Below are 20,928 nucleotides of genomic sequence, written 5' to 3'. Positions count from 1 at the left end.
TCCATATATTCTATTCCTATATTGCGCTTACGATTTACAATTGTTCTAATTGTTCCAGTCGCTTAGTCTGTTCTCTTCTAGCGTAAATAATCGCGGGTATTTGAACTTCTTTTCTACTCTCATCAACACAACGTTTTCTCACAACACGAAACAATATATAACTTACAACAAATATATTTTTTCTTTATCAACACATATTTGCGAAGTACGATTGTAGATTTGAGTTATATCCTCCATTTTTTCCAGAAACACTTTTGTTTCCGGATCACGCAAAACAGCAAACTCCTTCACTGCTTTTACTCCCATTGCATTAGCATTTTCATGTAATCCGTTTCCTTTATTTTGTAAAGACTCACCAACAGAACGATATTTAGCTAAAGGAATACCGCCAATTAAATTACCAACAGCCGTACCAGCAGTACCTATAGCTTTCACAACGTTGACTTCTACTTCCGAATTACCAAGTTTTTCTAAATATAAAGAGCTTTTTTCAAATTTCTCACAGTAGTCATCAGACAATTTCTTTATCTCATTTTCTGCATTACTAATGTACTCTTCCGCAAAATTTTCACTTAACATTATTTCCATCAAAGTTGATAGAGAGAAAATATACAACGACAATCTGTAGTATTTAAACTTTTTTCCTAAATCGGACAACGTCGAATTTACGTTATTTTTAGACACAATAAACTTCTTTGACAGAAGAATATCAGTAATCTTTTTCTGATAAGCAATAATGTTCTTTCTAGCACGATTCTTAATATCGATAACAAGCTTATGATTATTCGTAACAGAAATTTCATTATCCCAACTGCACTTATAAGTAGAAGCAATCCCCATCAATGACTCAACATCTGCCTCAATCTGTGACTCATTCTCAACTTCCATGAAGGTAAGTATCTTTTCCTGCGTCTCTTTAATCTTTTTCATATCTTTTTCAATAGAATAAATAGCCACAGCCATCATTAAAAGAGCAGGATTAAACGCAGATACTGTTTTCATAGAACCTTGCAAAGACTCCATCTTTGAAATCTGCATCATTCTAGAGCCACCGTCAGATTTTCTTAAAGATCCCCATAGATTCCCATTTTTTGCGTATTTTAGAGTATCACCTGCAGCTTTATTAGCAATATTATAAATACCATCCGTAGGAATGGTTATTGTTTGAGTAACTGTATTACATGCAGGAATTAATGACGATAAACCAGATCCAAAATTCAATAATTCAGATACTGGAACACTTAATACTTTATTGTTGTTATTAGTAAAATCTTTAACATCCACAAGAAGTTTTTCAGTAAAATCTACTAATTCATTTTCACTGTTACTTGCAGAAAGCTCACTACTGTTACCCATAAGAACAATACTATCTGAAATAGTATCTGAAAGAAAATTATACTTCTATTTTTCTTACTCTCTTGAATACTATGAAACTTTGCAAACAATATTATCGAAATTAAATCCAATGGAAAGCAAACTTGACATTTACTTTCGAAACGATTATCTTATATGTAAAGCTAGCTTTCCATTAGGAAGGAGAATGTAATGTGAAAAATAGACTTGAACAAATCAGAAAAGAAAAAGGCATAACACAAGAAGAACTTGCAGACGCACTTGAAGTATCAAGACAGACAATCGGTTCTTTGGAAAATGGAAGATACAACCCGTCAATCATATTGGCATACAAAATTGCCAAGTACTTTGATTTAACAATCGAAGAAATATTTATCTACGAGGAAGATAAAAAATGAAAAAACAAAAAACACAGAATTTTTGGTACATAGGATATGTAATAGGAGTTTGCGGACTAATTCTTGCACTGACTCTTAAACTGAACGAATCCGTAGAAATTGCACTGTCAGCTGTTTTTGTTGCAATTATCTCACTTTCACACGTAAAAATCATGCACTATAAGATGATGGAAAAAGACCACAACTACAAAATAAACGTGAACGATGAAAGAAACGAGAAAATCAAAGATAAAGTAAATGCAACAATGGCATTCATACTGATGCACCTAATGGGAATAATTGCCATAATTGCATTTATCACAAAAGCATATTTGCCAGCTGCTCTTTTAGCTATTTCAATTGCCTTTTCTCCATTAATCATGTTTTTTATCAACAAATATTATGAGAAAAAATATTAAAATCAGACCTAACCCGCTCATTTACTACTTATTACGAAGCTGACCAACTTTCATAAATTACTTATCTCCAATACGGAACTTTTTTATTCTCAAAGTTGCATCTGGCTAGGCAAATGAAAATGACCTTTACACTTGGATTAAAAACCACCAAGTCTAATACTCCAACATTCCGAAGAATTTTTAGAATATGCCAAACTCTATTTCGTGCGATTGATCAAAATAGCGGACATAAAACACCACAACAGTATTACTTCACTATAGCTTTCCCATTCAAACAGTGCACAGCATAGTGAGCACATCCATCTGGGTTTAGTGTTGGGATATATAACACAGAAAGTAACAGTTTCAGAGTACAGAAGAAAAAGTTTCATTGCATACAAGAGTTAAGAAACTAGAACAAATATTTTTCTAACATTATCTCCAACATAAAAAGGTTGGATTTCTCAATCGACGACTAGCAGCGCCTTGTATTGAACCGAAGTAAGTATCTTTTATTAAATTTTTTAAACCCGATATATCACTTACAACGTCTTTATTAAGTCGAAGAATTTCAAGATTCGGGTTATAGGCCAAAAAATTAATATAATAAAAACAAACCCGCACAACGTTAAGAAGTGCGGGTTTATGTTTCGCGTAATCTACTTAGTGTAGCGCTCGAAATCTTCTGCAGTATTCACCTGAACGCGCTGCTTAATAATGGACAAAATCCACTCTTTAGCTTGCTCAACAGGAACACCATTCAATTGGCTACCATCGCGGAAGCGGAAGCTCACAGCATTGTTGTTCACATCCTCTTCGCCAGCAATCAAAGTGAAAGGCACCTTAGACTTAGAAGCGTTACGAATCTTCTTGCCAAAACGATCGTCAGAGCTGTCCATTTCGCAACGAACCATATTCTCTTCCAAATCGTTAATAATCTTTTGCAAGTGTGGAGCGAACTCGTCTGCAACAGGAACACCAGTCACCTGGACTGGAGCCAACCATGCTGGGAACGCGCCTGCATAATGCTCAAGCAAAATAGCAAAGAAGCGCTCAATAGAGCCGAAGAGCGCGCGGTGAATCATCACAGGACGCTGGTGGCTACCGTCAGCCGCAATGTATTCCAACTTAAAGCGCTCAGGCAAGTTGAAATCGAGCTGAATAGTAGAAACCTGCCAAGTGCGGCCGATTGCATCGCGAGCTTGCACAGAAATCTTAGGTCCGTAGAATGCAGCTCCACCTGGATCGTCCACGAGTTCCAAACCAGAATCTTTAGCAACTTCTGCCAAAGTGTTTGTTGCTTCTTCCCAAATCTCGTCAGAACCAACGAACTTGTGCTCATCCTTAGTGGAAAGCTCCAAGTAGAAGTCGTTCAAACCGAAATCTTTAAGAAGACCAAGCACAAAGTTAAGCAAGCTCTTCAACTCATCGCGCATCTGCTCGCGAGTGCAGTAAATATGCGAATCATCCTGAGTCAATCCACGAACACGAGTCAAGCCATGCACAACGCCAGACTTTTCGTAGCGATACACGGTACCAAACTCAAACAAGCGCAAAGGAAGCTCGCGATAAGAACGCTGGCGAGACTTGAAGATCAAGTTATGCATTGGGCAATTCATTGGCTTCAAGTAGTAGTCAGCACCTTGGCGAGTTACGTTACCGTTTTCGTCGCGCTCTTCGTCAAGCTTCATTGGAGGATACATGCCATCCTTGTACCACTGCAAGTGGCCAGAAGTCTCATACAAGCCACCCTTAGTAATGTGAGGAGTTTGTACGAAGCTGTAGTGATGCTTTCTATGCTGTTCGCGGGAATAATCTTCCATTGCGTTAATAATTGCAGCACCCTTTGGATGGAACACTGCCAAGCCTGGACCAATCTCATCTGGGAATGAGAACAAATCCATTTCTTGGCCAAGCTTACGATGATCGCGCTTAGCAGCCTCTTCCATGCGAGTTGTGTAAGCCTTAAGCTCTTCCTTGCTAGGCCATGCAGTTCCGTAAATGCGCTGAAGCATAGGATTATGCTCCGAACCACGCCAGTAAGCTGCAGCCACACGTTCAAGCTTAAAAGCCTTAATATAACGCGTATTTGGCAAATGAGGGCCGCGGCACAAATCGCTCCAGACTTTATTGCCTTCGCGATCCAAATTGTCGTACATGCTAAGCTCATGCTTGCTGATTTCGCCAGCAGCAGCCGGATCAAGAGCAGCTTCCTTATCCCCAATCAACTCCAACTTATAAGGTTGATTTGCTTCTTCAGCGCGCGCTTCATCCTCTGTTACAACGCGACGACGGAAGCTTTGAGACTCTTTAATAATGCGCTGCATATGCTTTTCGATTTGCTTCAAATCGTCTGGCGTAAATGGAGTATCAACATCGAAATCATAATAGAAGCCGTCTTTAATTACAGGACCTACGCCCAACTTTGCGTCTGGTCGAATTTCTTGAACAGCTTGAGCCATCACGTGAGTAGCGGAATGACGCATGATTGCGATGCCATCTTCACTATCAAGGGCTACTGATTCCACGGTATCGCCGTTATGAAGAGGCGTGTACAAATCACGCAACTCGCCATTTAAACGCACGGCAATAATATTCTTATCTTCCGCGAAAAGTTCAACGCCAGTGAAGCTTGCATCCACCTCCTTGCGTTCCTCGTTTACGGTGATGGAGATGGTATTTTCAGCCATAATTGTCCTTTTCTATCGGGGTCTTGCGTTACTAATGTGCAGACCTGGACTTGTGTGGCGTCGATAAACTTACGCGATTAAAACATAAATAAAACGCGCAAAAACGACGTCAATCGCACGCATTTTTCACGCGCAATTCTCTGTTACTCTAGAACAACAGAGCGACTTTTTAAACACGATTTTTTGCAGAAACCAGAATAAATCTCATGAATTTTCAAAAAGATGCTTTCACTAAGCTTTACAACTAAAAAGAAGCAGCCAGCGCAAATCGCGATAGTTCCACCAGCAGAAAGTCTTAAAATCACTGCTAAGGCAAGTCCTAAAAGCGCTATAAAAATAGAAGACAATACGCACGCAAACACAAATTTATTAATGGAACGCATTCTGCTCTTAAGTGCTGCTGCAGGAGCTGCGATTAAAGATACCGAAACAACAGTTCCAACAGCTGGAATAATCACCGAAACCGTAATGATTATTAGCGCAAGAACAATTCCTTGCATTAATCCGCTTCTGCCTCCTAATGCTCGGTAATTAGTGGAGTCAAAAGAGCAGTGAATCAAATTAGCACTATTAAAACTCCACAATCCTAGCGCAAGAGCGAATGCAATAATCGCAAAAATCACGTCTGCAGGAGTGCAATTAAGCAATGACCCTGTTAAAAATCCTTCAATGCGCAATGGAAGAGGAGCAAACCATTTATTTAAAAAGTAGCCGCTAGCAAAACCAACAGTAAGAGTTATTCCAGCAGAAGCTTGAGAAGATATGCCCTTTAGTTTAGAAAGCACATGCATCATAAAAGACAAAACAATACAAGCCAAAGCAGCACCAATAAAAAGACCAATAGATAAAACGTTTTGGTCAATCGTATAAACAGATGTGACTACAACTCCAATAACAGCACCTGGAAAAGCAGCATGAGTTATAGACTCGGTGAAGAAAATACGCTGATTAAGCAAAGCCAAGGATCCAACAAAACCGCACAATGCTCCAACAGCGATTGCTTCTACAATCGGAAGAGCGATAATTTGCCAAATACTTACCATTATTACTTTCCACCAGCCTCTATTGCGCTAGACTTTTTCTTTTTAGAAAACACTAGTGCGTATGTAACTCTGTATAAGAATCTTAAAATCAAAACAACTACGAACATTGCGCAAATACTTAGTGCCACTGCAGCTTGCGGAGAAACTGGGTGATCAAGCTCCAAGTTCATAGCGTACATGCCTAATAAAACGCCAGCAATACCAACAGCAATACCAACAGCTACCATGCGTCCAACGGTACGCGCAACCAATCTTGCGCTAGCTCCAGGAATCACAAGATAACCGATAACAAGAAGTACACCAACAGCCGAAGAAGCAGAAACTACAACAGCTGCAATTCCAACGTTTAAAACAATATCTACAAATAAAGTATTAACACCCATTAAAGGAGCACTAGCGCGGTCAAACGCAACAACAATTTGCTTTTTCCAAGTTAAAACAAGCAATGCGATTGCAAATAAACAAATAAGCATTGCTTGAGTCATTCTATCGTCTGTAACATCTAGCAAACGTCCAAACATAAGTGCTTCAAGCTGACCAGACATATCTCCTTTTTTAAGAGATATTACGATTCCAAGCGCAAAAAATGTTGTTAAAACTGTTGCTATTATCGACTCGTTGATTTTTTGAGACCTAGATGCCCACACAAGAGCTGCGACCAAAAAAATTGCGCAAATCGAAGCTCCTGGAATAATTTGCCCAATTCCTCCATATAACGCTCCGACTACGATTCCAGGGAAAATCCCGTGAACCAAAGCCTCCGCATTAAACTCGGCACATCTTAAGTTAACAAACACGCCAACTATTCCGCTGGCAATCGCAAGAACAATAAGAAGACAGAAAGGTCTGAAAATGTAGGGAGCGGACGCAATAAAATCAAATCCTGGTATAGGCTCGAGGATTTTGCGCAAAGACTCAACCAATTCAGCTAACATTGGATTCGTCTCCTAAAGACGCATTTAACGAAGCATTTAACGAAGCATCTTTGTCTGCTAATTGATTCAAAGTAATACCCGCACTTGCAGCTGGCATACTTCCGCCATAAGCCAAAGATATGTTTTCTTTAGTCATAACTTTTCTAAGTGATCCAAAAGCTACTTGATGACCAGCCAAAAGCAAGGCTTTTTCGCAAATAGCGTCTGCGATTACCAAGTCGTGAGTAGAGACAACAAACGAAATCCCATCTTCTTTTGCGGACTTCATAATATTGAGCAGTTCTTTTCGATTCGGCTCGTCTAATCCGTTAAAAGGCTCGTCTAAAAGAATTAGCGTAGGACGCACAACAATAGCTCTAGCAAGCAATATTCGCTGGCGCTGACCTCCAGAAAGATCGCCAAATCGCACATCTGCTCTATTGAGCAAACCAACATGATTAAGAGCGTCCTCAACAGATTTTTTCTGGCTTTTTTTAAGCAAACCGAGGAATCCAGTTTGCCTGCTTAAGCCCATTGCTACAACCTGACGAGCGGTGATTGGAAAAGTCAAATCCAAATCAACTTGTTGAGGAACGTAGCCTATAGAAACCGTTTTTGGCATTGTTAAGCTTCCATGGCTTACGCGCACAATACCAATAATCGCCTGCAAAAACGTTGTTTTTCCAGAACCATTAGGTCCTATTAAAGCTAAAGCCTCTCCAGCTTCTACACTTCCGTTAAGCCCAGTCACAACAGTTTTATAACCGTATGCTAGGTCGCAATCTTTCATTGCTAGGACGCTCTTATTCACTATAAATTAACCTTCTTGTAACTACTTTTGTAGTGATTTATTATTTTCAGCTACTTATGTAGCTACCTATTAACTACTTTTTCAAAGCAGTTTTTACAGATTCTGGAAGGTCTGGAACTTTGCCATCCCAAGCCTTAACAAGAGTCTGAACATTGTGAACAATGGAACCAATATAAGTCTCGCCAGCAGAGCCAACAGGACCAAGGGAATCACCATAAAGCGCATCGTCGCCAATAATCGCCTTTACGCCTGCAGCAGCAGCCACAGCCTTAATAGACTTGGAATTGTTGGAATTTTCGGCGAAGATTGCTACAGCACCAGACTTTTTAACAGCTTCTGCAGCCTCCTTAATATGGTCTGCGGTCGCGTCTTGCTGACTGTTGAAGTCGGAAAGCGCTGCTCCAATAAACTTAACATTGTAGTCGCGAGAGAAGTATCCGAATGCGTCGTGCGAAGTAAATAGAACGCGATGTTCCTGCGGCACACTGTTCAAAGCTTCCGTAGCCCAAGAGTCCAAATCAGTAAGAGACTTAACGAACTTTTCAACATGCTCGTCGAAGATTGATTTGCTTTCTGGAAGAGCTTTGCCAAGGAAGTTACCAATATTCTTGACTTGAATCATAGTGTTCTTGGTGCTGGTCCAAATATGTGGATCATACTGGAATTCTGGCTCCTTCTCGCCTTCTTCTGGTGGGAATGGCCACTTTTCGGCATGAACCTTTTCAATACCGCGGTCAATCTTGTAAGGAAGATTCTTTTCTTTAGCGGCTTCCGCTTTGGAATCCTTGATTTCGTCTGCGGTAAGAATTCCCGAAGTTACTCCCATTGTGCCCTTAAATCCAGTAGCTTTCACAGCCTGATCTAAGAAGTGCTCAAGATCGACTCCAGAAACAAGCATTAAATCTGCTTTAGAAAGCGCTTTGGATTGCGCTGGAGTCATCTCATGCTCGTGCGCAGACGCGTTTGGAGCGAGTAAGCATGTAAGGTTGATTGTTGACTTTGCTTTGTCTTGAGGCGCGCCAATCACAGACTTTTTGCCTTGAGAATCGGTTTTATTAAGGCTTAATCCAGATTTTGCATCTGCAGTGGATGCGATTTGAGTTACATAATCGCAGATCTGAGTGGTGGTTGCAACTACGTTTACTTGATTGCCGTTGGTCTTTTGATCCGCTGTCTTAGCTGTTGATCCACATGCGCACAAGCCAACGGTTAGCAAAGCGGCGGTGGCTGCGGTGGCAAAAATTCGTGCAGTTTTCACTATTTTCCTTTCCGGAATCTATGAATTCACATTATTGCAAGTCTCGTAATCTGTTTAAAAAGCGTTTTCACTTTCTCCATTATTTTTAATTTTTAATTAGGAAAGATTATCGTTAGCAATAACGTTTAAAGCATAGAAAAAATATGATGGATGGTCAATGAAATTTTGAAAATTTATTATATTTTTTCAAAAGTGGCGTGTTGCAAATTTTTTGTCTGATATAATTGCGATTTTTCTTGCGTTATATAAATAAATGGTGTATATAGCGAATGCAATGTGACAAATAACAAAACCACAAATAACAATCCCAGATATTCACTACAATCGTAAGCATGAGTGAACTTCTAAACATAGAAGCAAAAGATGTAAGCAAATGTCTAAAAAAGCCCAAGCCTTTTTACAATAAGTATTCGCGTGGGGTTCTTGGATTAGTCACAGGTTCTAACGAGTATCCTGGAGCTGCAATATTAAGCGCAAGTGCTGCGGCACACGCAAATATTGGAATGGTTCGTTATGCCGGCCCTCTTCGCGCACAAAACTTAGTATTACAAACATCTCCAGAAGTAGTAGCCTCAGAACAATTGAACGGAAAAATCGACGCTATAACAGTTGGATCTGGAATACCAGATGCGGATCATTGCAATACTGAAACTAGTGCAAATCAAAGAAAATATATTGCGAGTATTCTTGCGCAATATGCGAAAGAAAATAACAATTCGAAAGAACAATCAATAAGTCGAAAAGATAGTCTTCCACCAATATGCGTAGATGCTGGAGCGTTAGATTTACTACCAAAACAGGTTTGTACAAAAGTAGTTCTCACTCCACACGCAGGAGAATTAAGCTCACTTTTTACTAGATACGACTTGGATATAAGCGCGCAACAAATATCTAGCAATCCAACACACTACGCTCAAAAAGCAGCTGATCTTACTGGAGCTACTGTGCTAGTTAAAGGCGCAACAACAGCAGTTGCATCACCATCAGAACTACACTCTCCCATTTATATTGCAAAATGCGCTCCATCTTGGCTCGCAACTGCAGGTTCAGGAGATGCACTGGCAGGAATTCTAGGAGCATTGTTAGCGCAACGCGAAAGCAATGAGAATAATGAAAATTGTGCAGAAAACTGTGAAGAAAATTGTGCAGAAAACTACGCGAATTACGCAGAAAACGAAAACTATGCTTTTATTGCAGCGAGCGCAGCTGTAATCCACGGAATTTCAGCATCATTAGCATCTAGAATCAACAGCGAAAACAGCTACACTCAATTGGCGCAAGACATAGTGGAATCAAATTATGCTTCAACTTCAGATCACCCAATTGTAGCAAGCGATATTATTGATGCGCTGCCTCATATCATTGGTCTCTTAATGAATCTTAATTAGTGAAAGAAGAAAAAATGAAAAACACAAACACCAACACAAATACCAACACAAATGAAAATGTAGAATCTGTTGAAATTCATGACGTAATGTTTGATTATTGCAAGGTCTTACTCGAGTGGAATTGCAGGAATTGCTTGCAAAAACAATTCCCAGATTTGGTAGACACTATTTGTCCTAATGGCACTTTTGGAAAAGACGATTTGGCTGGATTCTATGAGTTTGAAGACCGCATGGACGGCGGCGAACTACTAAAAGACCTTTTGCCAGAATACGAAAGGCGCTTTGGCAAGGAGCTTAGCCACGCTTTTCAATGGTATTGCGCACACTATGACCAAGTTCTTACGCGAATGATGCCTGGAATAGTTGATTTATTGCACGATTTGCGCAAAGCTGGATACGGAGTTTGGGGATTGACTAACTGGTCTAGAGAAACTTTCCCTCTTGCATTGCGTAAATTCACAGAGCTTTCTACTCTTTTACAAGGTACGATTATTTCTGGCGTTGAGCATTTGCATAAGCCACAACCAGAGATTTTTGAACTTGCTATGAGCAGATTTGGATTGAAACCGCAAACAACTGTTTTCTTCGACGATAAGCCAGCAAATATTGATGGCGCGCATAATGTTGGTATGCATGGGTTTGTTTTTACTACTACCGAACAAGCTCGCAAAGATTTAGCATCTCTAGGCGTTAGATTATAGATGCTAAGCCAAAGTCGCAAGATCATAGAATTAAGCTGCAAATATTAGATTATAGGCGTTAGTTTATAGTTGTAATAGTTGTAATAGTCAAGTATAAATCCCAAAATCGGAAGGCTCTTAATAATGACACTGCTGCAATTAAAGTACATTGTGAAAATCGTCGAATGCGGATCGATGAATGAAGCTTCGCATGAACTTTATGTTTCGCAGCCAGCGTTAAGTTCTTCTGTGAAAGAATTGGAACGAGAGCTTGGCATTGAGATTTTTACTAGATCTTCTCAAGGAATTGCTTTAACTGTTGATGGCGCTGAGTTTTTAACATACGCACGACAAGTTTTAGACCAGGCAGATTTGCTTGAAGAGCGATACAACAGCACTAAGCCTAGAAAACAGCTTTGCAGCGTTGCAACTCAGCACTACATGTTTGCTGTTGAAGCTTTTGTAGACATGATTCGCAGCATAGATTCTAACGAGTACGAGTTTTCACTAAGGGAAACGCGTACAAAAAACATTATTAATCAAGTTACTTCAATGCGCGCAGACCTTGGATTGCTTTATCTTTCTGACTACAATAAGGATGTTATTGGAAAAATGCTTCGAGAAAAGCATCTTGAGTTTCATCCTCTTTTCCGCGCTAATTTGCATGTGTTTATTTCTAGAAACAATCCACTTGCGAGCCATAAAAAGCTCACTTTGGAGGATTTGCGGCCTTACCCATTCATTCAGTATGAGCAGGGTGAGGATGGCAGCTTCTTCTTTACAGAAGAAGCGGTATGGCCTCAGCATCCACCTAAAAAGATTAATGTTACAGACCGCGCAACCATTTTGAACTTTATTATTGGTCTTAATGGTTTTACGATTTGCACTGGAATTGACAATGGCGACTTGAATAACGAGAAAATCGTGACCATTCCGCTTGATTGCGAAGAAACCATGCTTGTTGGGTGGATTAAGAATGAGCGCACGAATCTTTCTCCTGCAGCGCTTGCGTATCTTTCTCAACTCGAATCTGTGTTAATTAAACACGGATATCAAGTAATAAGTAGAGCTAAATAGTAGAACTGAGCAGCGTGTCTAAGCAACGTGACCGAGCAGCGTAACTGAACAGCGTAACTAAGCAGCGTAACTGCGAGATTTTGCTCAAGACACGCTGATTAATAGACACACTTTTTGCCGAGTACCCCGATTATCCGACATACCAGTAGATACAAAAAATGCGGTATACCATACCGCGAAACTGAACAATATTGTGGGTGATATAGGAATCGAACCTATGACCCCTTCCGTGTGAAGGAAGTGCGCTAGCCGCTGCGCCAATCACCCAAAATTTTTTTAATTATGCGTGAAAGGCAATCCTTTCGAGTGGGCGATACAAGGTTCGAACTTGTGACCCCTTCCGTGTCAGGGAAGTGCGCTACCACTGCGCCAACCGCCCAGGTTGTTTATTAAGCTAACCCGCTTAATCGAGGTGGGTACGAGAGTCGAACTCATCTATACGGCTTTGCAGGCCGCTGCCTAACCGCTTGGCTAACCCACCGTAAGGTCGAATAACTCACCGGACCTAGAGCGGACAACGGGACTCGAACCCGCGGTCTCAACCTTGGCAAGGTTGCGCTTTACCAACTAAGCTATGTCCGCAATACTCTCACACTGACAACTGCCAGCGCCGAAGCACGAGTAACTACTATACCCGAAATATTTACAAATGCAAGCTTTGCGTCTTTTGGCGTGTCGCTTGGCGTGTCATATACTCATAGCAAGTGTATCAAAATTGTTGCGTTAAGGAAACAGTTTTGATACGTGCTTAATCTTCATAAGATTACAAATTTTTCTGATGCTGAAGACTAAAAAAATATTTAACATAAATTCTATTCACAAAATAAGCAAAATGCAGTTAAACTGTAACAGTACTCATAAAGACGGTAATAAGATATATCAAATATTTACAGCAGAGAAAGATATTCTATGAATAACAATGATGTTTCTGACAAAAATAGCGACGTACAAAAAACTCAAATTATAAATAACAGCGCTACATCATATGATAAGAACCAGAGCAACATGTCTCACAAGCCAAATAATGCAAAAAATACAAAAAATCCAAAATCTAAAAAACTTAAACATATACTCCTAACTGTATTAATAATCTTTTTAGCAGTTGGGGTCATTTCTTCGCTTCAGCAAAATAAACCAAACAACACTAAAACCAAGTTAAGTGCATCAGAATGTAAAAATATAGCAAAAAACTATGTAGCCGATGACTTTTTGTCCTTGAACGCTATTAAGAAAAAGATGACAACTTCCGGATGCTCTGCAAAGGATTCAGAATCTGCTATAAATTATTTAGACGACACTTACGATTTCAACAATGTGGCAGTAAGAAAATTAAGGCTACTCGTAGAAGATTATAATAACTTAACTAAAGAAGACGCAAAGTCAAAACTTGAAGACCTTAAGTTTGATGAAACAGAAATAGAATTTGCTATAAATCATTACTCTGACGAAATCTGCTCCGTAAAAAAGAATGACTTGTCTTGCGAAATTGAAAAGGATTCAATTTTTGCCCAAAAAGACAAAGATAGCAAATCCAAGGATTCCAAAGACAATAATAAAAATAAACCAAAGTCGTCTTCAAATGGGGATTCTGACAATAAAAATCAAACTAACACTAACAAAACAGGCACAAAAAAGAATTCAACAAACAAATCATCTGTAGATAGTTCCAATTCAAATTCTACGCAATCTGAAAATGGGAACGCAGAAGAACAGCAAGAGAATCAACAACCTGCCCAAGCACCAGTTGAGCAGCAGGCGCCAGCACCTACCCCACAACCAGCTCCCGTTCCTCAGCAACAACCTCAGCAGCAGCCTCAACAACAGCAACTTCCTCTAGTACATCCAGGAAGCTTCTGCTCTACTTCTGGACAACAAGGAGTGACTATACGAGGAACTCTTATGATGTGTAAAGAAGGAGTAAATGACGGAAGATTGCGTTGGCGCAAAGTGCGGTAGTTGATAGTTAGTTCTGTCTGAAATTCCTTACAACGCTGTAATGGAACTTCAGACAGAACTGTACCCACTCTTAATTACTCTTACTTTCAGATTTCCACTTTTCTATGAGTTGCAATGCTTCTCGCTCAGTTGCATGGTCAAAATCGCCGTTATTATTTTCATAATTCAGTACAAACGAAGCTAATATTATTTGCTCTTCTTTAGTAAATTCGTCTAATCTGCTTTTATCAAAATCCATTATAGAATCATAAAATTCTTCTTCAGAAACTAAGTTAAAACAATTTTCTGAATAAAATTTCCATCCTGTTAGTTTATTGTATGTTGTTATACATAAGAATCTAAGCTTATTTGTCTCATTATTAAATAGATTTTTAACATACAAGATAGCACTTTCTCTATCAAAATATTTCCACAGATTCAACATGTTATCAAAGTTAGTCGAATTTAAAATATCTTCAGATACTATAATCGATTCAATCTTTTCTACATAAATTTTTCCAATATTTTTTAAGTGCTCGATGGTAATAATTTGCAGATTTTTACTTTTATCTTCATTGTTAGATTTTCTACAATATTGAACTATTTGATTAACCAGAATAGACCTCGTTGCGATATTAGTTTTATCAATATTCTCAACGGCGAAATTGATAATTTCATAACGTACATACTCATCTTTAATAGAAATTATCGTATCAGTTACAATATCTATCGAATAATAATATGCTAACCCACTTTGGTTTACAAATTCATTTTGAAGTTTTAGTAAAACATATGCAATTAAAGCAAGTCTATTATTCGGTATTTTATTATCAAGAAGTAATGCTTCTATATTTTCTAAAAAGAAAATAATATTACCCTCTTTATTAAATTTTTTAATTTTTTGTCTAAGAGTAGATTTGTCATAATTGTTTGCGCATTTAATAATTACTTCTCTTGGAATTTTTATGCTAGATAGATTAAGGCTGAAGTATAATCCTAGCGATTTTATAGATCCAATACGTTTCTTGCTAATAAGTTCTGATTCTAATACATCATTTATGAATTTATGATTGCTAGTATCATCTGCAAACGCAGGAAATATAGTTGAAATAATATTAAAAGATAGTTTGCGATTCAATCCCAAAATATCAAATTCTTGATTACATCGTTCAACATAATCCGATTTATCTGTACTTGTACGCAATGAATCATTAGCCGTACCACGGCAAATAAAATTCCTGTTATTAAAGATCCATTCATATAACTTCGGCTCGAAAATTTCTATTGCAGTAATAGCTAATAAATCAACAAATGATGTTTCTTTCCATAAAGCGGAATATTTGAATTGGAAAGAATTTAGCAACCTATTAATATCTCTTATATTTTTGATATATGGATTTACGCAGTTTTCAAGTACTGTTTCAAAATAATTATTGTTTTCAAATTTTTCTTCGCAATCATTTTTGTGTATAATCTTGCTGAGTCTGCCTTTTAGTATTTCAGGCAACAGAGATTTATCAATTTCAGGAACTTCAAAAGAAACTTGAACAATTTTCTTTAAATATTCATCCCCGTCAATATTGTGATATTCAGACAAAGCATTGCAAACAATTTCCCTATCCATTGTAAGAACATAAATTATGTTTGGAAAATCGCCTACTTGCTTAACCAATTGGAAAATGTCTTTAATTTGAGGAGTAGTCAATCTATCTATATCATCGATAAAAACAATTATTTTGTGGTTAAAATCTTCTAGCGCCTCACATAATTTTTCTTTAGCATCATTCAAACTAGGAGCTTGCATCAATTTAGCTCCTTTTGATTTGGAAATAGTTTTCAATATAGGAGCAATTGCAGGCCCAGCTACTGGAATAAATGATAAAACGTCAATAATATCGGAATATTGACTTATAGCCTTTCCGATTTTTTCTTTATTCTCTTCGTCTTTAGCTACACCTAATTTATTCTTCAATTCATAAAAGAACAAACTGATTAAATTGTTCTTGTCGGAATAATTCCATGGCGAAAATCTAATAATTATTGGATTATGATTTTGATCTTCTTCAGTTTTTTGTGAAGTAAAAATTTTTTTGATTCTTTTGTATACTTTTGAATACCATTTTTTCTTCTCTATTTTTTGGGCTTCGACTACTGGAATCTCGGATATTGCCATGTTAATAATAGATGTCTTGCCGCTTCCCCACTTCCCATACAATCCGATTACAAGACCATCTTTGCTATCATATTCACAAATCGATTTTCCAAATTGTTTCGCAAAATCAGATCTTCCCAATAAATCTTCATCGGCTTTTTCAATAGGTTTATCCGCAACGTAACTCATATACTTTCTCCCTACTTTTGCAATTGCAGTATTTCGTATAATAATTTATATTCTAATCATTTATGCAAATTATTCTTTAGCTAATCATTACATATTACGTATTTCAAAAATTGAGTTATAAGGTTATAAACACAAAAATTTGAAAATACTATTACATAAAACACAAACTGGCATATAAAGTATTGATGGTTGAAAATCAAAAAATAAAGGAGCCCACGCAAAACGCATAAGGCGAGTAAATCAGCCGACGGCATGAAGCCGACTTTCAACGCAGAAAGACTCCTATGACTCATGGTACCAAATATTGTTTTATTTACAACTTTGACTTTGTTTGTATGCTTTGTATGCTAAATCTAATTTATAGAATTGGCGCGCAGATGTATCAAAATTGTTGCGTAATGAAACAGTTTTGATACGCAGATGTTGGGTTGATATACGCAAATGTTGGCTTGTTCTTATGTACAAATTGAATAATAAAAAAAATAGTTAATCCCTAGCAAGTTGGATAATAAACTCATGAATATCGCAGATCAGCATAAAAAGGAAGCAGAGTTTATTGAGCGCTGGCAAGGTCGCGGCGACGAGAAGCAGGAAACACAGAAGTTTTGGCTTGATCTTATGCAAAATATTTTGGATATTCCAGATACAATAAACAATACTGAGTTTGAGTATTGTACTGCTAACCGTGGGTACATTGACATGTTGTGCCCTGATTCTCTTTTTCTTGTAGAGCAAAAAAGCAAGAATGTTGATCTTGATAAGCCAGAAGAACGACAAGGCACTTTAGTTACTCCTGCTGAGCAAGCTGTAAGATATTCCGACAATCTTCCACTCAGTAAAAAGCCTACTTTTATTTGTACATGCAATTTTAATACTTTTCGCTTCTACGATCTTGAGAAAGATCCAAGAGCGCAGAAGTCACCTGTTGAAGAATTCACTTTAGATAAGCTTACTGAACATTTAACAGTGTTCCGTAATATTTTTAGCGAGAATCGTTCACGAAACTATATTGAAAAACAGCTTTCTGAAAAAGCAGGATTATTAGTAGCTAACTTACACAACGAACTAGAAAAACAGTATGTAGATCCGAATAGTGAAGAAGAACATCATTCTTTAGCACTGCTAACTGTTCGTATAGTGTTTTGCTTATATGCTTAAGATGCTGGAATATCATCAGCTTCCATAGCTAGAATTAGCAAAGGTGAGAACGTGAATACAGAGACACTACTACGCATCTGTCAATACTTGGAATGCGACATCAAAGACATTTGCGAAGTAAAACAGGTAAAGAACAATTAGGTGAAATAATGGATAATCAAACACATAATGCTATTGTTAGTTTTATTTGGAGTATTGCTGATGACTGCTTAAGAGATGTCTACGTTCGTGGTAAATATCGTGATGTTATTCTGCCAATGACGGTTATTCGCCGCCTTGATGCAGTTCTTGAACCTACAAAAGAAGCTGTCCTTAAACTGAAAGAACAGCTTGATAGTGTTGGAATTGACAACCAGTGGCCAGCGCTTTGCAAAACAGCAAGACAAGCTTTCTGTAATTCCTCACCTTTTTCCCTACGCGATTTAACTTCACGTGGAAAAATGCAAACATTACAAACCGATTTTGAGACTTACTTAGACGGATTTTCACCAAACGTTCAAGAAATTTTAGCGAAGTTTAAATTCAGAGAACAAATCAAAACTATGGCTGATGCTGGTATCCTTGGTGCTGTAATTGAAAAATTCGTCTCACCAGACATTAATCTTTCGCCAAATCCGATTTACAAAGACGAAAAACAAACAATCCTTAAACACCCTGCACTTGATAATCATGGCATGGGAACTATCTTTGAAGAACTTTTGCGCCGTTTCAACGAAGAAAACAATGAAGAAGCTGGCGAACACTGGACACCACGCGATGTCGTCGAGCTTATGAGCGACTTAATCTTTATTCCTGTTGCAGACAAAATTAAAGATGCCACCTACTCCTGCTACGATGGAGCGTGTGGAACGGGAGGAATGCTCACTGTTGCTCAGGAGCGCCTAGAAACCCTTGCTCAAAGACGTGGCAAGCAAGTATCAATTCATCTTTTTGGACAAGAAATTAACCCAGAGACCTACGCAATAGCAAAGGCAGACCTGCTCCTAAAGGGTGATGGCGAACAGGCTGAGCATATTGCCTATGGATCTACGCTTTCTCTTGATGCCAACCCTTCACGACAATTTGATTTCATGCTTTCCAATCCACCATATGGCAAAAACTGGAAAACAGATGCCGACAAGATGGGCGGAAAGAAAGAAATTCTTGATACACGCTTTAATGCCTACTTAGAAGGCGGCGAAGAACTCAACATGATTCCTCGTGTGAGCGACGGTCAGCTTTTGTTCTTACTTAACAATGTATCGAAGATGAAAAACGATACCGAACTTGGCAGCAGAATTGCTGAAGTTCACAATGGCTCTTCTATTTTCACAGGTGATGCTGGAAGCGGCGAAAGCAATGCACGCCGCTATCTTATTGAAAACGACCTCGTAGAAGCTATCATCGCCGTGCCAGACAATATGTTTTATAACACGGGTATTGCTACCTATATTTGGATTCTTTCTAACCGCAAAGAAGAGCGACGCAAAGGTAAAATTCAACTCATTGATGCCACTGCTATGAAGTCGGCTTTACGCAAGAATATGGGTAAGAAAAACTGCGAATTTACACCTGAACTCCGCAAAGAAATCGTCCGTATCTTCATGGACATGGAAGAAAGCGAAGTCAGCAAAATCTTTAAGAACGAAGACTTTGGCTACTGGTCAATTACTGTAGAGCGACCGTTACGTTTGCGTATCTATCCTAAGCGGGAAATACCAGCGGACACCTTCAAAAAAGATGAGGATTTACAAAGCGTACGAATCGCATTAGATCATATACCTGCTGATACTCCGCTTGATGATTGGACGGCGTTTGCAAAAGCTACCAAGCTCAAAGCTACTCAGCTTAAGAAAATCCGTCCACTCATCACTGAAAGAGACGAAACAGCCAAAGCCGTCAAAGATGAAGCAGACCCCGATTTACGCAACACGGAAATTGTGCCCTTTACGTACGAAGGCGGTATTGACGCTTTTGTGCAAAAAGAAGTATTGCCATATGCTCCCGATGCGTATGAAGACAGCAGCAAACGCCAGATTGGATATGAAATTAGCTTTACGAAATTCTTCTACAAGCCTGTTGAGCTTAGGAACATGGATGACATTTTAATCAACCTCACCTGCCTTGAAAGGGAAACAAAAACTTTGGTAGATAGCATCATGGAGGGGTTGAAATGAGAAAAGCTTATGAGGAATATAAGGCAACGGGTATTCAGTGGTTGCCAAAAATCCCAAGGCATTGGGACTGGAGCTTTTTGTCTCAAATTACTGCTGAGAAAAAGGTTAAAAAACCAAAGAATGAAATGTTTCCTGTTATGTCTTTAAGTTACGGTCGGATAATTAAGAAGAAGAACATTAACAGTGGACTTGTGCCTAATAACTACGACAATTATCAGATAATTTCTAGAGGGGACATTATCCTTCGTTTTACTGATTTACAAAATGATCATACAAGCCTTAGAACGGGACTTGTAATGGAAAAAGGCATCATTACCTCAGCCTACACGAATATAAAACCAAGAACTAACAGCAGTTTTTTAGCCTATTTATTACATACATACGACACGCTAAAAATATTCTATGGACTTGGTGGTGGTGTTCGGCAATCTATTGGCTTTAAGGATGTTCGTTATCTGCAGCTACCTATCCCACCACGCGACGAGCAAGAGCAAATTGTGCGTTTTCTCGATTGGAAAGTATCAAGCATCAATAAGCTCATCAACATCAAGCAACACGAAATAACGGAACTGAAGGAACTGAAAAAAGCAACCATTAGCGATGCTGTTACGCACGGCCTTGACAAAACCGTTCCCATGAAAGACAGCGGCATTCCCTGGCTAGGAAAAATTCCACAGCATTGGGCTTTAAGGCGTAATAAAAATATATTTACAGAACACTCTGAAGTAGTTGGCAGTAATTCTAATGCATACGATTTGCTCTCTTTGACATTGGGCGGAGTTATACGACGTGATTTGAACGCCGGTGGCAAATTTTCAGCAACATATGATAAGTATAAAATCGTGAAAAAAGGCGATATGATTTTTTGTCTTTTTGATATTGATGAAACACCAAGAACAGTCGGACTATCTGAATATAACGGAATGATAACCGGTGCCTATACAATTATGGAGATAAACAATATAAACCCACTTTATGTATATTTCTACTATCTTTCATTAGACAATAATAAGCTACTAAAACCTTTATATACGGGCCTGAGAAAAACAATCAAAGCTAATGTTTTTCAAAGTGTAAAGCTTCCCGTCCCACCACGCGACGAGCAAGAGCAAATAGCTCGTTTTCTCGACGCACGTTGTGCGGAGATTGACCGCTTAATAGCTGCAAAGCAGGCACAAATCACCAACCTGCACGACCTCAAATCAAGCCTTATTGCCGACGTGGTTACCGGTAAGATAGATGTGCGAGACGTTGATATACCAGACTATGAACAAGTTGAGGAAACTCTCTATAAATCAGATGATAACGACACATTACAGAGAGAAGATGAAATACCAGAGGAGGTGTAA

17 protein-coding genes and 4 tRNA genes are annotated in these 20,928 nt (G+C 38.6%); 10 read left to right on the top strand and 11 right to left on the bottom strand.

Annotated features, from left to right (window positions below):
• Nucleotides 1-162 precede the first annotated feature (162 nt).
• Nucleotides 163-1,356 carry a hypothetical protein gene (locus ABVC65_RS04650; protein ID WP_004123702.1) on the bottom strand — a complete coding sequence of 398 codons (1,194 nt, stop codon included), beginning with the start codon at nt 1,354-1,356 and terminating at the stop codon, nt 163-165.
• A gap of 191 nt (nt 1,357-1,547) precedes the next feature.
• Between ABVC65_RS04650 and ABVC65_RS04645 the strand changes: the two genes are divergently transcribed.
• Both ABVC65_RS04645 and ABVC65_RS04640 read left to right on the top strand, forming a co-directional pair.
• The gene (locus ABVC65_RS04645; RefSeq protein WP_019261341.1) at nt 1,548-1,751 is read left to right on the top strand and encodes a helix-turn-helix transcriptional regulator; all 204 of its coding nucleotides are present in this window, start codon (nt 1,548-1,550) and stop codon (nt 1,749-1,751) included.
• Nucleotides 1,748-2,149: a DUF2178 domain-containing protein gene (locus tag ABVC65_RS04640; RefSeq protein WP_353582700.1), complete on the top strand. Its 402-nt coding sequence runs from the start codon at nt 1,748-1,750 to the stop codon at nt 2,147-2,149. Before ABVC65_RS04645 ends, ABVC65_RS04640 begins: the two co-directional genes overlap by 4 nt.
• A 638-nt stretch (nt 2,150-2,787) precedes the next feature.
• Here the strand turns inward: ABVC65_RS04640 and thrS are convergent.
• From thrS to ABVC65_RS04615, 5 genes are all read right to left on the bottom strand, one after another.
• Entirely contained in the window at nt 2,788-4,818 is a 2,031-nt protein-coding gene (thrS, locus tag ABVC65_RS04635) for a threonine--tRNA ligase (RefSeq protein WP_004121612.1), read from the bottom strand.
• 143 nt (nt 4,819-4,961) lie between these two features.
• On the bottom strand, nt 4,962-5,861 hold the full coding sequence (locus tag ABVC65_RS04630; RefSeq protein ID WP_016810875.1) for a metal ABC transporter permease: 900 nt from the start codon (nt 5,859-5,861) through the stop codon (nt 4,962-4,964).
• A 2-nt stretch (nt 5,862-5,863) separates the two neighbouring features.
• Entirely contained in the window at nt 5,864-6,796 is a 933-nt protein-coding gene (locus ABVC65_RS04625) for a metal ABC transporter permease (RefSeq protein ID WP_019261951.1), read from the bottom strand.
• Entirely contained in the window at nt 6,786-7,565 is a 780-nt protein-coding gene (locus ABVC65_RS04620) for a metal ABC transporter ATP-binding protein (protein ID WP_353582926.1), read from the bottom strand. Before ABVC65_RS04620 ends, ABVC65_RS04625 begins: the two co-directional genes overlap by 11 nt.
• A gap of 94 nt (nt 7,566-7,659) precedes the next feature.
• Complete coding sequence (locus ABVC65_RS04615; protein WP_004117940.1) at nt 7,660-8,844, bottom strand: metal ABC transporter solute-binding protein, Zn/Mn family; 1,185 nt, start codon at nt 8,842-8,844, stop codon at nt 7,660-7,662.
• Nucleotides 8,845-9,176: 332 nt separating this feature from the next.
• On the opposite strand from ABVC65_RS04615, the gene ABVC65_RS04610 reads away from it, so the two are divergent.
• The 3 genes from ABVC65_RS04610 to ABVC65_RS04600 all read left to right on the top strand — a co-directional run bounded on the left by ABVC65_RS04610 (nt 9,177) and on the right by ABVC65_RS04600 (nt 11,989).
• Nucleotides 9,177-10,232 carry an ADP-dependent NAD(P)H-hydrate dehydratase gene (locus ABVC65_RS04610; protein ID WP_353582699.1) on the top strand — a complete coding sequence of 352 codons (1,056 nt, stop codon included), beginning with the start codon at nt 9,177-9,179 and terminating at the stop codon, nt 10,230-10,232.
• A gap of 14 nt (nt 10,233-10,246) precedes the next feature.
• A complete protein-coding gene (locus tag ABVC65_RS04605; RefSeq protein ID WP_353582698.1) occupies nt 10,247-10,933 on the top strand; it encodes an HAD family hydrolase in 687 nt (228 codons plus the stop codon).
• A gap of 123 nt (nt 10,934-11,056) precedes the next feature.
• On the top strand, nt 11,057-11,989 hold the full coding sequence (locus ABVC65_RS04600) for a LysR family transcriptional regulator (protein ID WP_004121626.1): 933 nt from the start codon (nt 11,057-11,059) through the stop codon (nt 11,987-11,989).
• A 194-nt stretch (nt 11,990-12,183) separates the two neighbouring features.
• Here ABVC65_RS04600 and ABVC65_RS04595 read toward each other — a convergent pair.
• The 4 genes from ABVC65_RS04595 to ABVC65_RS04580 all read right to left on the bottom strand — a co-directional run bounded on the left by ABVC65_RS04595 (nt 12,184) and on the right by ABVC65_RS04580 (nt 12,571).
• Nucleotides 12,184-12,256, bottom strand: a tRNA-Val gene (locus ABVC65_RS04595).
• Nucleotides 12,257-12,296: 40 nt separating this feature from the next.
• Nucleotides 12,297-12,368: transfer RNA gene (locus ABVC65_RS04590), tRNA-Val, on the bottom strand.
• Nucleotides 12,369-12,399: 31 nt separating this feature from the next.
• Nucleotides 12,400-12,470: transfer RNA gene (locus tag ABVC65_RS04585), tRNA-Cys, on the bottom strand.
• 28 nt (nt 12,471-12,498) lie between these two features.
• Nucleotides 12,499-12,571: transfer RNA gene (locus tag ABVC65_RS04580), tRNA-Gly, on the bottom strand.
• 327 nt (nt 12,572-12,898) lie between these two features.
• Here ABVC65_RS04580 and ABVC65_RS04575 point away from each other — a divergent pair.
• Nucleotides 12,899-13,945 (top strand): hypothetical protein, encoded by a 1,047-nt coding sequence (locus ABVC65_RS04575; RefSeq protein WP_353582697.1) that lies wholly within the window; start codon nt 12,899-12,901, stop codon nt 13,943-13,945.
• A gap of 70 nt (nt 13,946-14,015) precedes the next feature.
• On the opposite strand, the gene ABVC65_RS04570 is transcribed toward ABVC65_RS04575, so the two are convergent.
• Nucleotides 14,016-16,265, bottom strand: coding sequence for a KAP family P-loop NTPase fold protein (locus ABVC65_RS04570; RefSeq protein ID WP_353582696.1), 2,250 nt, complete (start codon nt 16,263-16,265; stop codon nt 14,016-14,018).
• Between the two features lie 516 nt (nt 16,266-16,781).
• Here ABVC65_RS04570 and ABVC65_RS04565 point away from each other — a divergent pair.
• The 4 genes from ABVC65_RS04565 to ABVC65_RS04550 are packed head-to-tail and all read left to right on the top strand — an operon-like array spanning nt 16,782 to nt 20,928.
• Nucleotides 16,782-17,423: a type IIL restriction-modification enzyme MmeI gene (locus tag ABVC65_RS04565; protein WP_353582695.1), complete on the top strand. Its 642-nt coding sequence runs from the start codon at nt 16,782-16,784 to the stop codon at nt 17,421-17,423.
• 9 nt (nt 17,424-17,432) lie between these two features.
• Nucleotides 17,433-17,564 carry a helix-turn-helix domain-containing protein gene (locus ABVC65_RS04560; protein WP_116692174.1) on the top strand — a complete coding sequence of 44 codons (132 nt, stop codon included), beginning with the start codon at nt 17,433-17,435 and terminating at the stop codon, nt 17,562-17,564.
• Nucleotides 17,565-17,572: 8 nt separating this feature from the next.
• Nucleotides 17,573-19,579, top strand: coding sequence for a type I restriction-modification system subunit M (locus tag ABVC65_RS04555; RefSeq protein WP_353582694.1), 2,007 nt, complete (start codon nt 17,573-17,575; stop codon nt 19,577-19,579).
• Nucleotides 19,576-20,928 (top strand): restriction endonuclease subunit S, encoded by a 1,353-nt coding sequence (locus tag ABVC65_RS04550; protein ID WP_353582693.1) that lies wholly within the window; start codon nt 19,576-19,578, stop codon nt 20,926-20,928. Before ABVC65_RS04555 ends, ABVC65_RS04550 begins: the two co-directional genes overlap by 4 nt.

Origin of the sequence: Gardnerella vaginalis (assembly GCF_040427915.1) — a bacterium.
GTDB classification, from domain to species: domain Bacteria; phylum Actinomycetota; class Actinomycetes; order Actinomycetales; family Bifidobacteriaceae; genus Bifidobacterium; species Bifidobacterium vaginale_C.
This window is presented reverse-complemented; position numbering and strand designations above follow the sequence as displayed.

Bases quoted from the DNA above. Each gene is read 5' to 3' on its own strand.
- ABVC65_RS04575 (WP_353582697.1), top strand. From the start codon at position 12,899: ATGAATAACAATGATGTTTCTGACAAAAATAGCGACGTACAAAAAACT.
- thrS (WP_004121612.1), bottom strand. From the start codon at position 4,818: ATGGCTGAAAATACCATCTCCATCACCGTAAACGAGGAACGCAAGGAG.
- ABVC65_RS04550 (WP_353582693.1), top strand. From the start codon at position 19,576: ATGAGAAAAGCTTATGAGGAATATAAGGCAACGGGTATTCAGTGGTTG.
- ABVC65_RS04630 (WP_016810875.1), bottom strand. From the start codon at position 5,861: ATGGTAAGTATTTGGCAAATTATCGCTCTTCCGATTGTAGAAGCAATC.
- ABVC65_RS04640 (WP_353582700.1), top strand. From the start codon at position 1,748: ATGAAAAAACAAAAAACACAGAATTTTTGGTACATAGGATATGTAATA.
- ABVC65_RS04570 (WP_353582696.1), bottom strand. From the start codon at position 16,265: ATGAGTTACGTTGCGGATAAACCTATTGAAAAAGCCGATGAAGATTTA.
- ABVC65_RS04650 (WP_004123702.1), bottom strand. From the start codon at position 1,356: ATGGGTAACAGTAGTGAGCTTTCTGCAAGTAACAGTGAAAATGAATTA.
- ABVC65_RS04610 (WP_353582699.1), top strand. From the start codon at position 9,177: ATGAGTGAACTTCTAAACATAGAAGCAAAAGATGTAAGCAAATGTCTA.
- ABVC65_RS04625 (WP_019261951.1), bottom strand. From the start codon at position 6,796: ATGTTAGCTGAATTGGTTGAGTCTTTGCGCAAAATCCTCGAGCCTATA.
- ABVC65_RS04555 (WP_353582694.1), top strand. From the start codon at position 17,573: ATGGATAATCAAACACATAATGCTATTGTTAGTTTTATTTGGAGTATT.
- ABVC65_RS04605 (WP_353582698.1), top strand. From the start codon at position 10,247: ATGAAAAACACAAACACCAACACAAATACCAACACAAATGAAAATGTA.
- ABVC65_RS04565 (WP_353582695.1), top strand. From the start codon at position 16,782: ATGAATATCGCAGATCAGCATAAAAAGGAAGCAGAGTTTATTGAGCGC.
- ABVC65_RS04600 (WP_004121626.1), top strand. From the start codon at position 11,057: ATGACACTGCTGCAATTAAAGTACATTGTGAAAATCGTCGAATGCGGA.
- ABVC65_RS04620 (WP_353582926.1), bottom strand. From the start codon at position 7,565: ATGAAAGATTGCGACCTAGCATACGGTTATAAAACTGTTGTGACTGGG.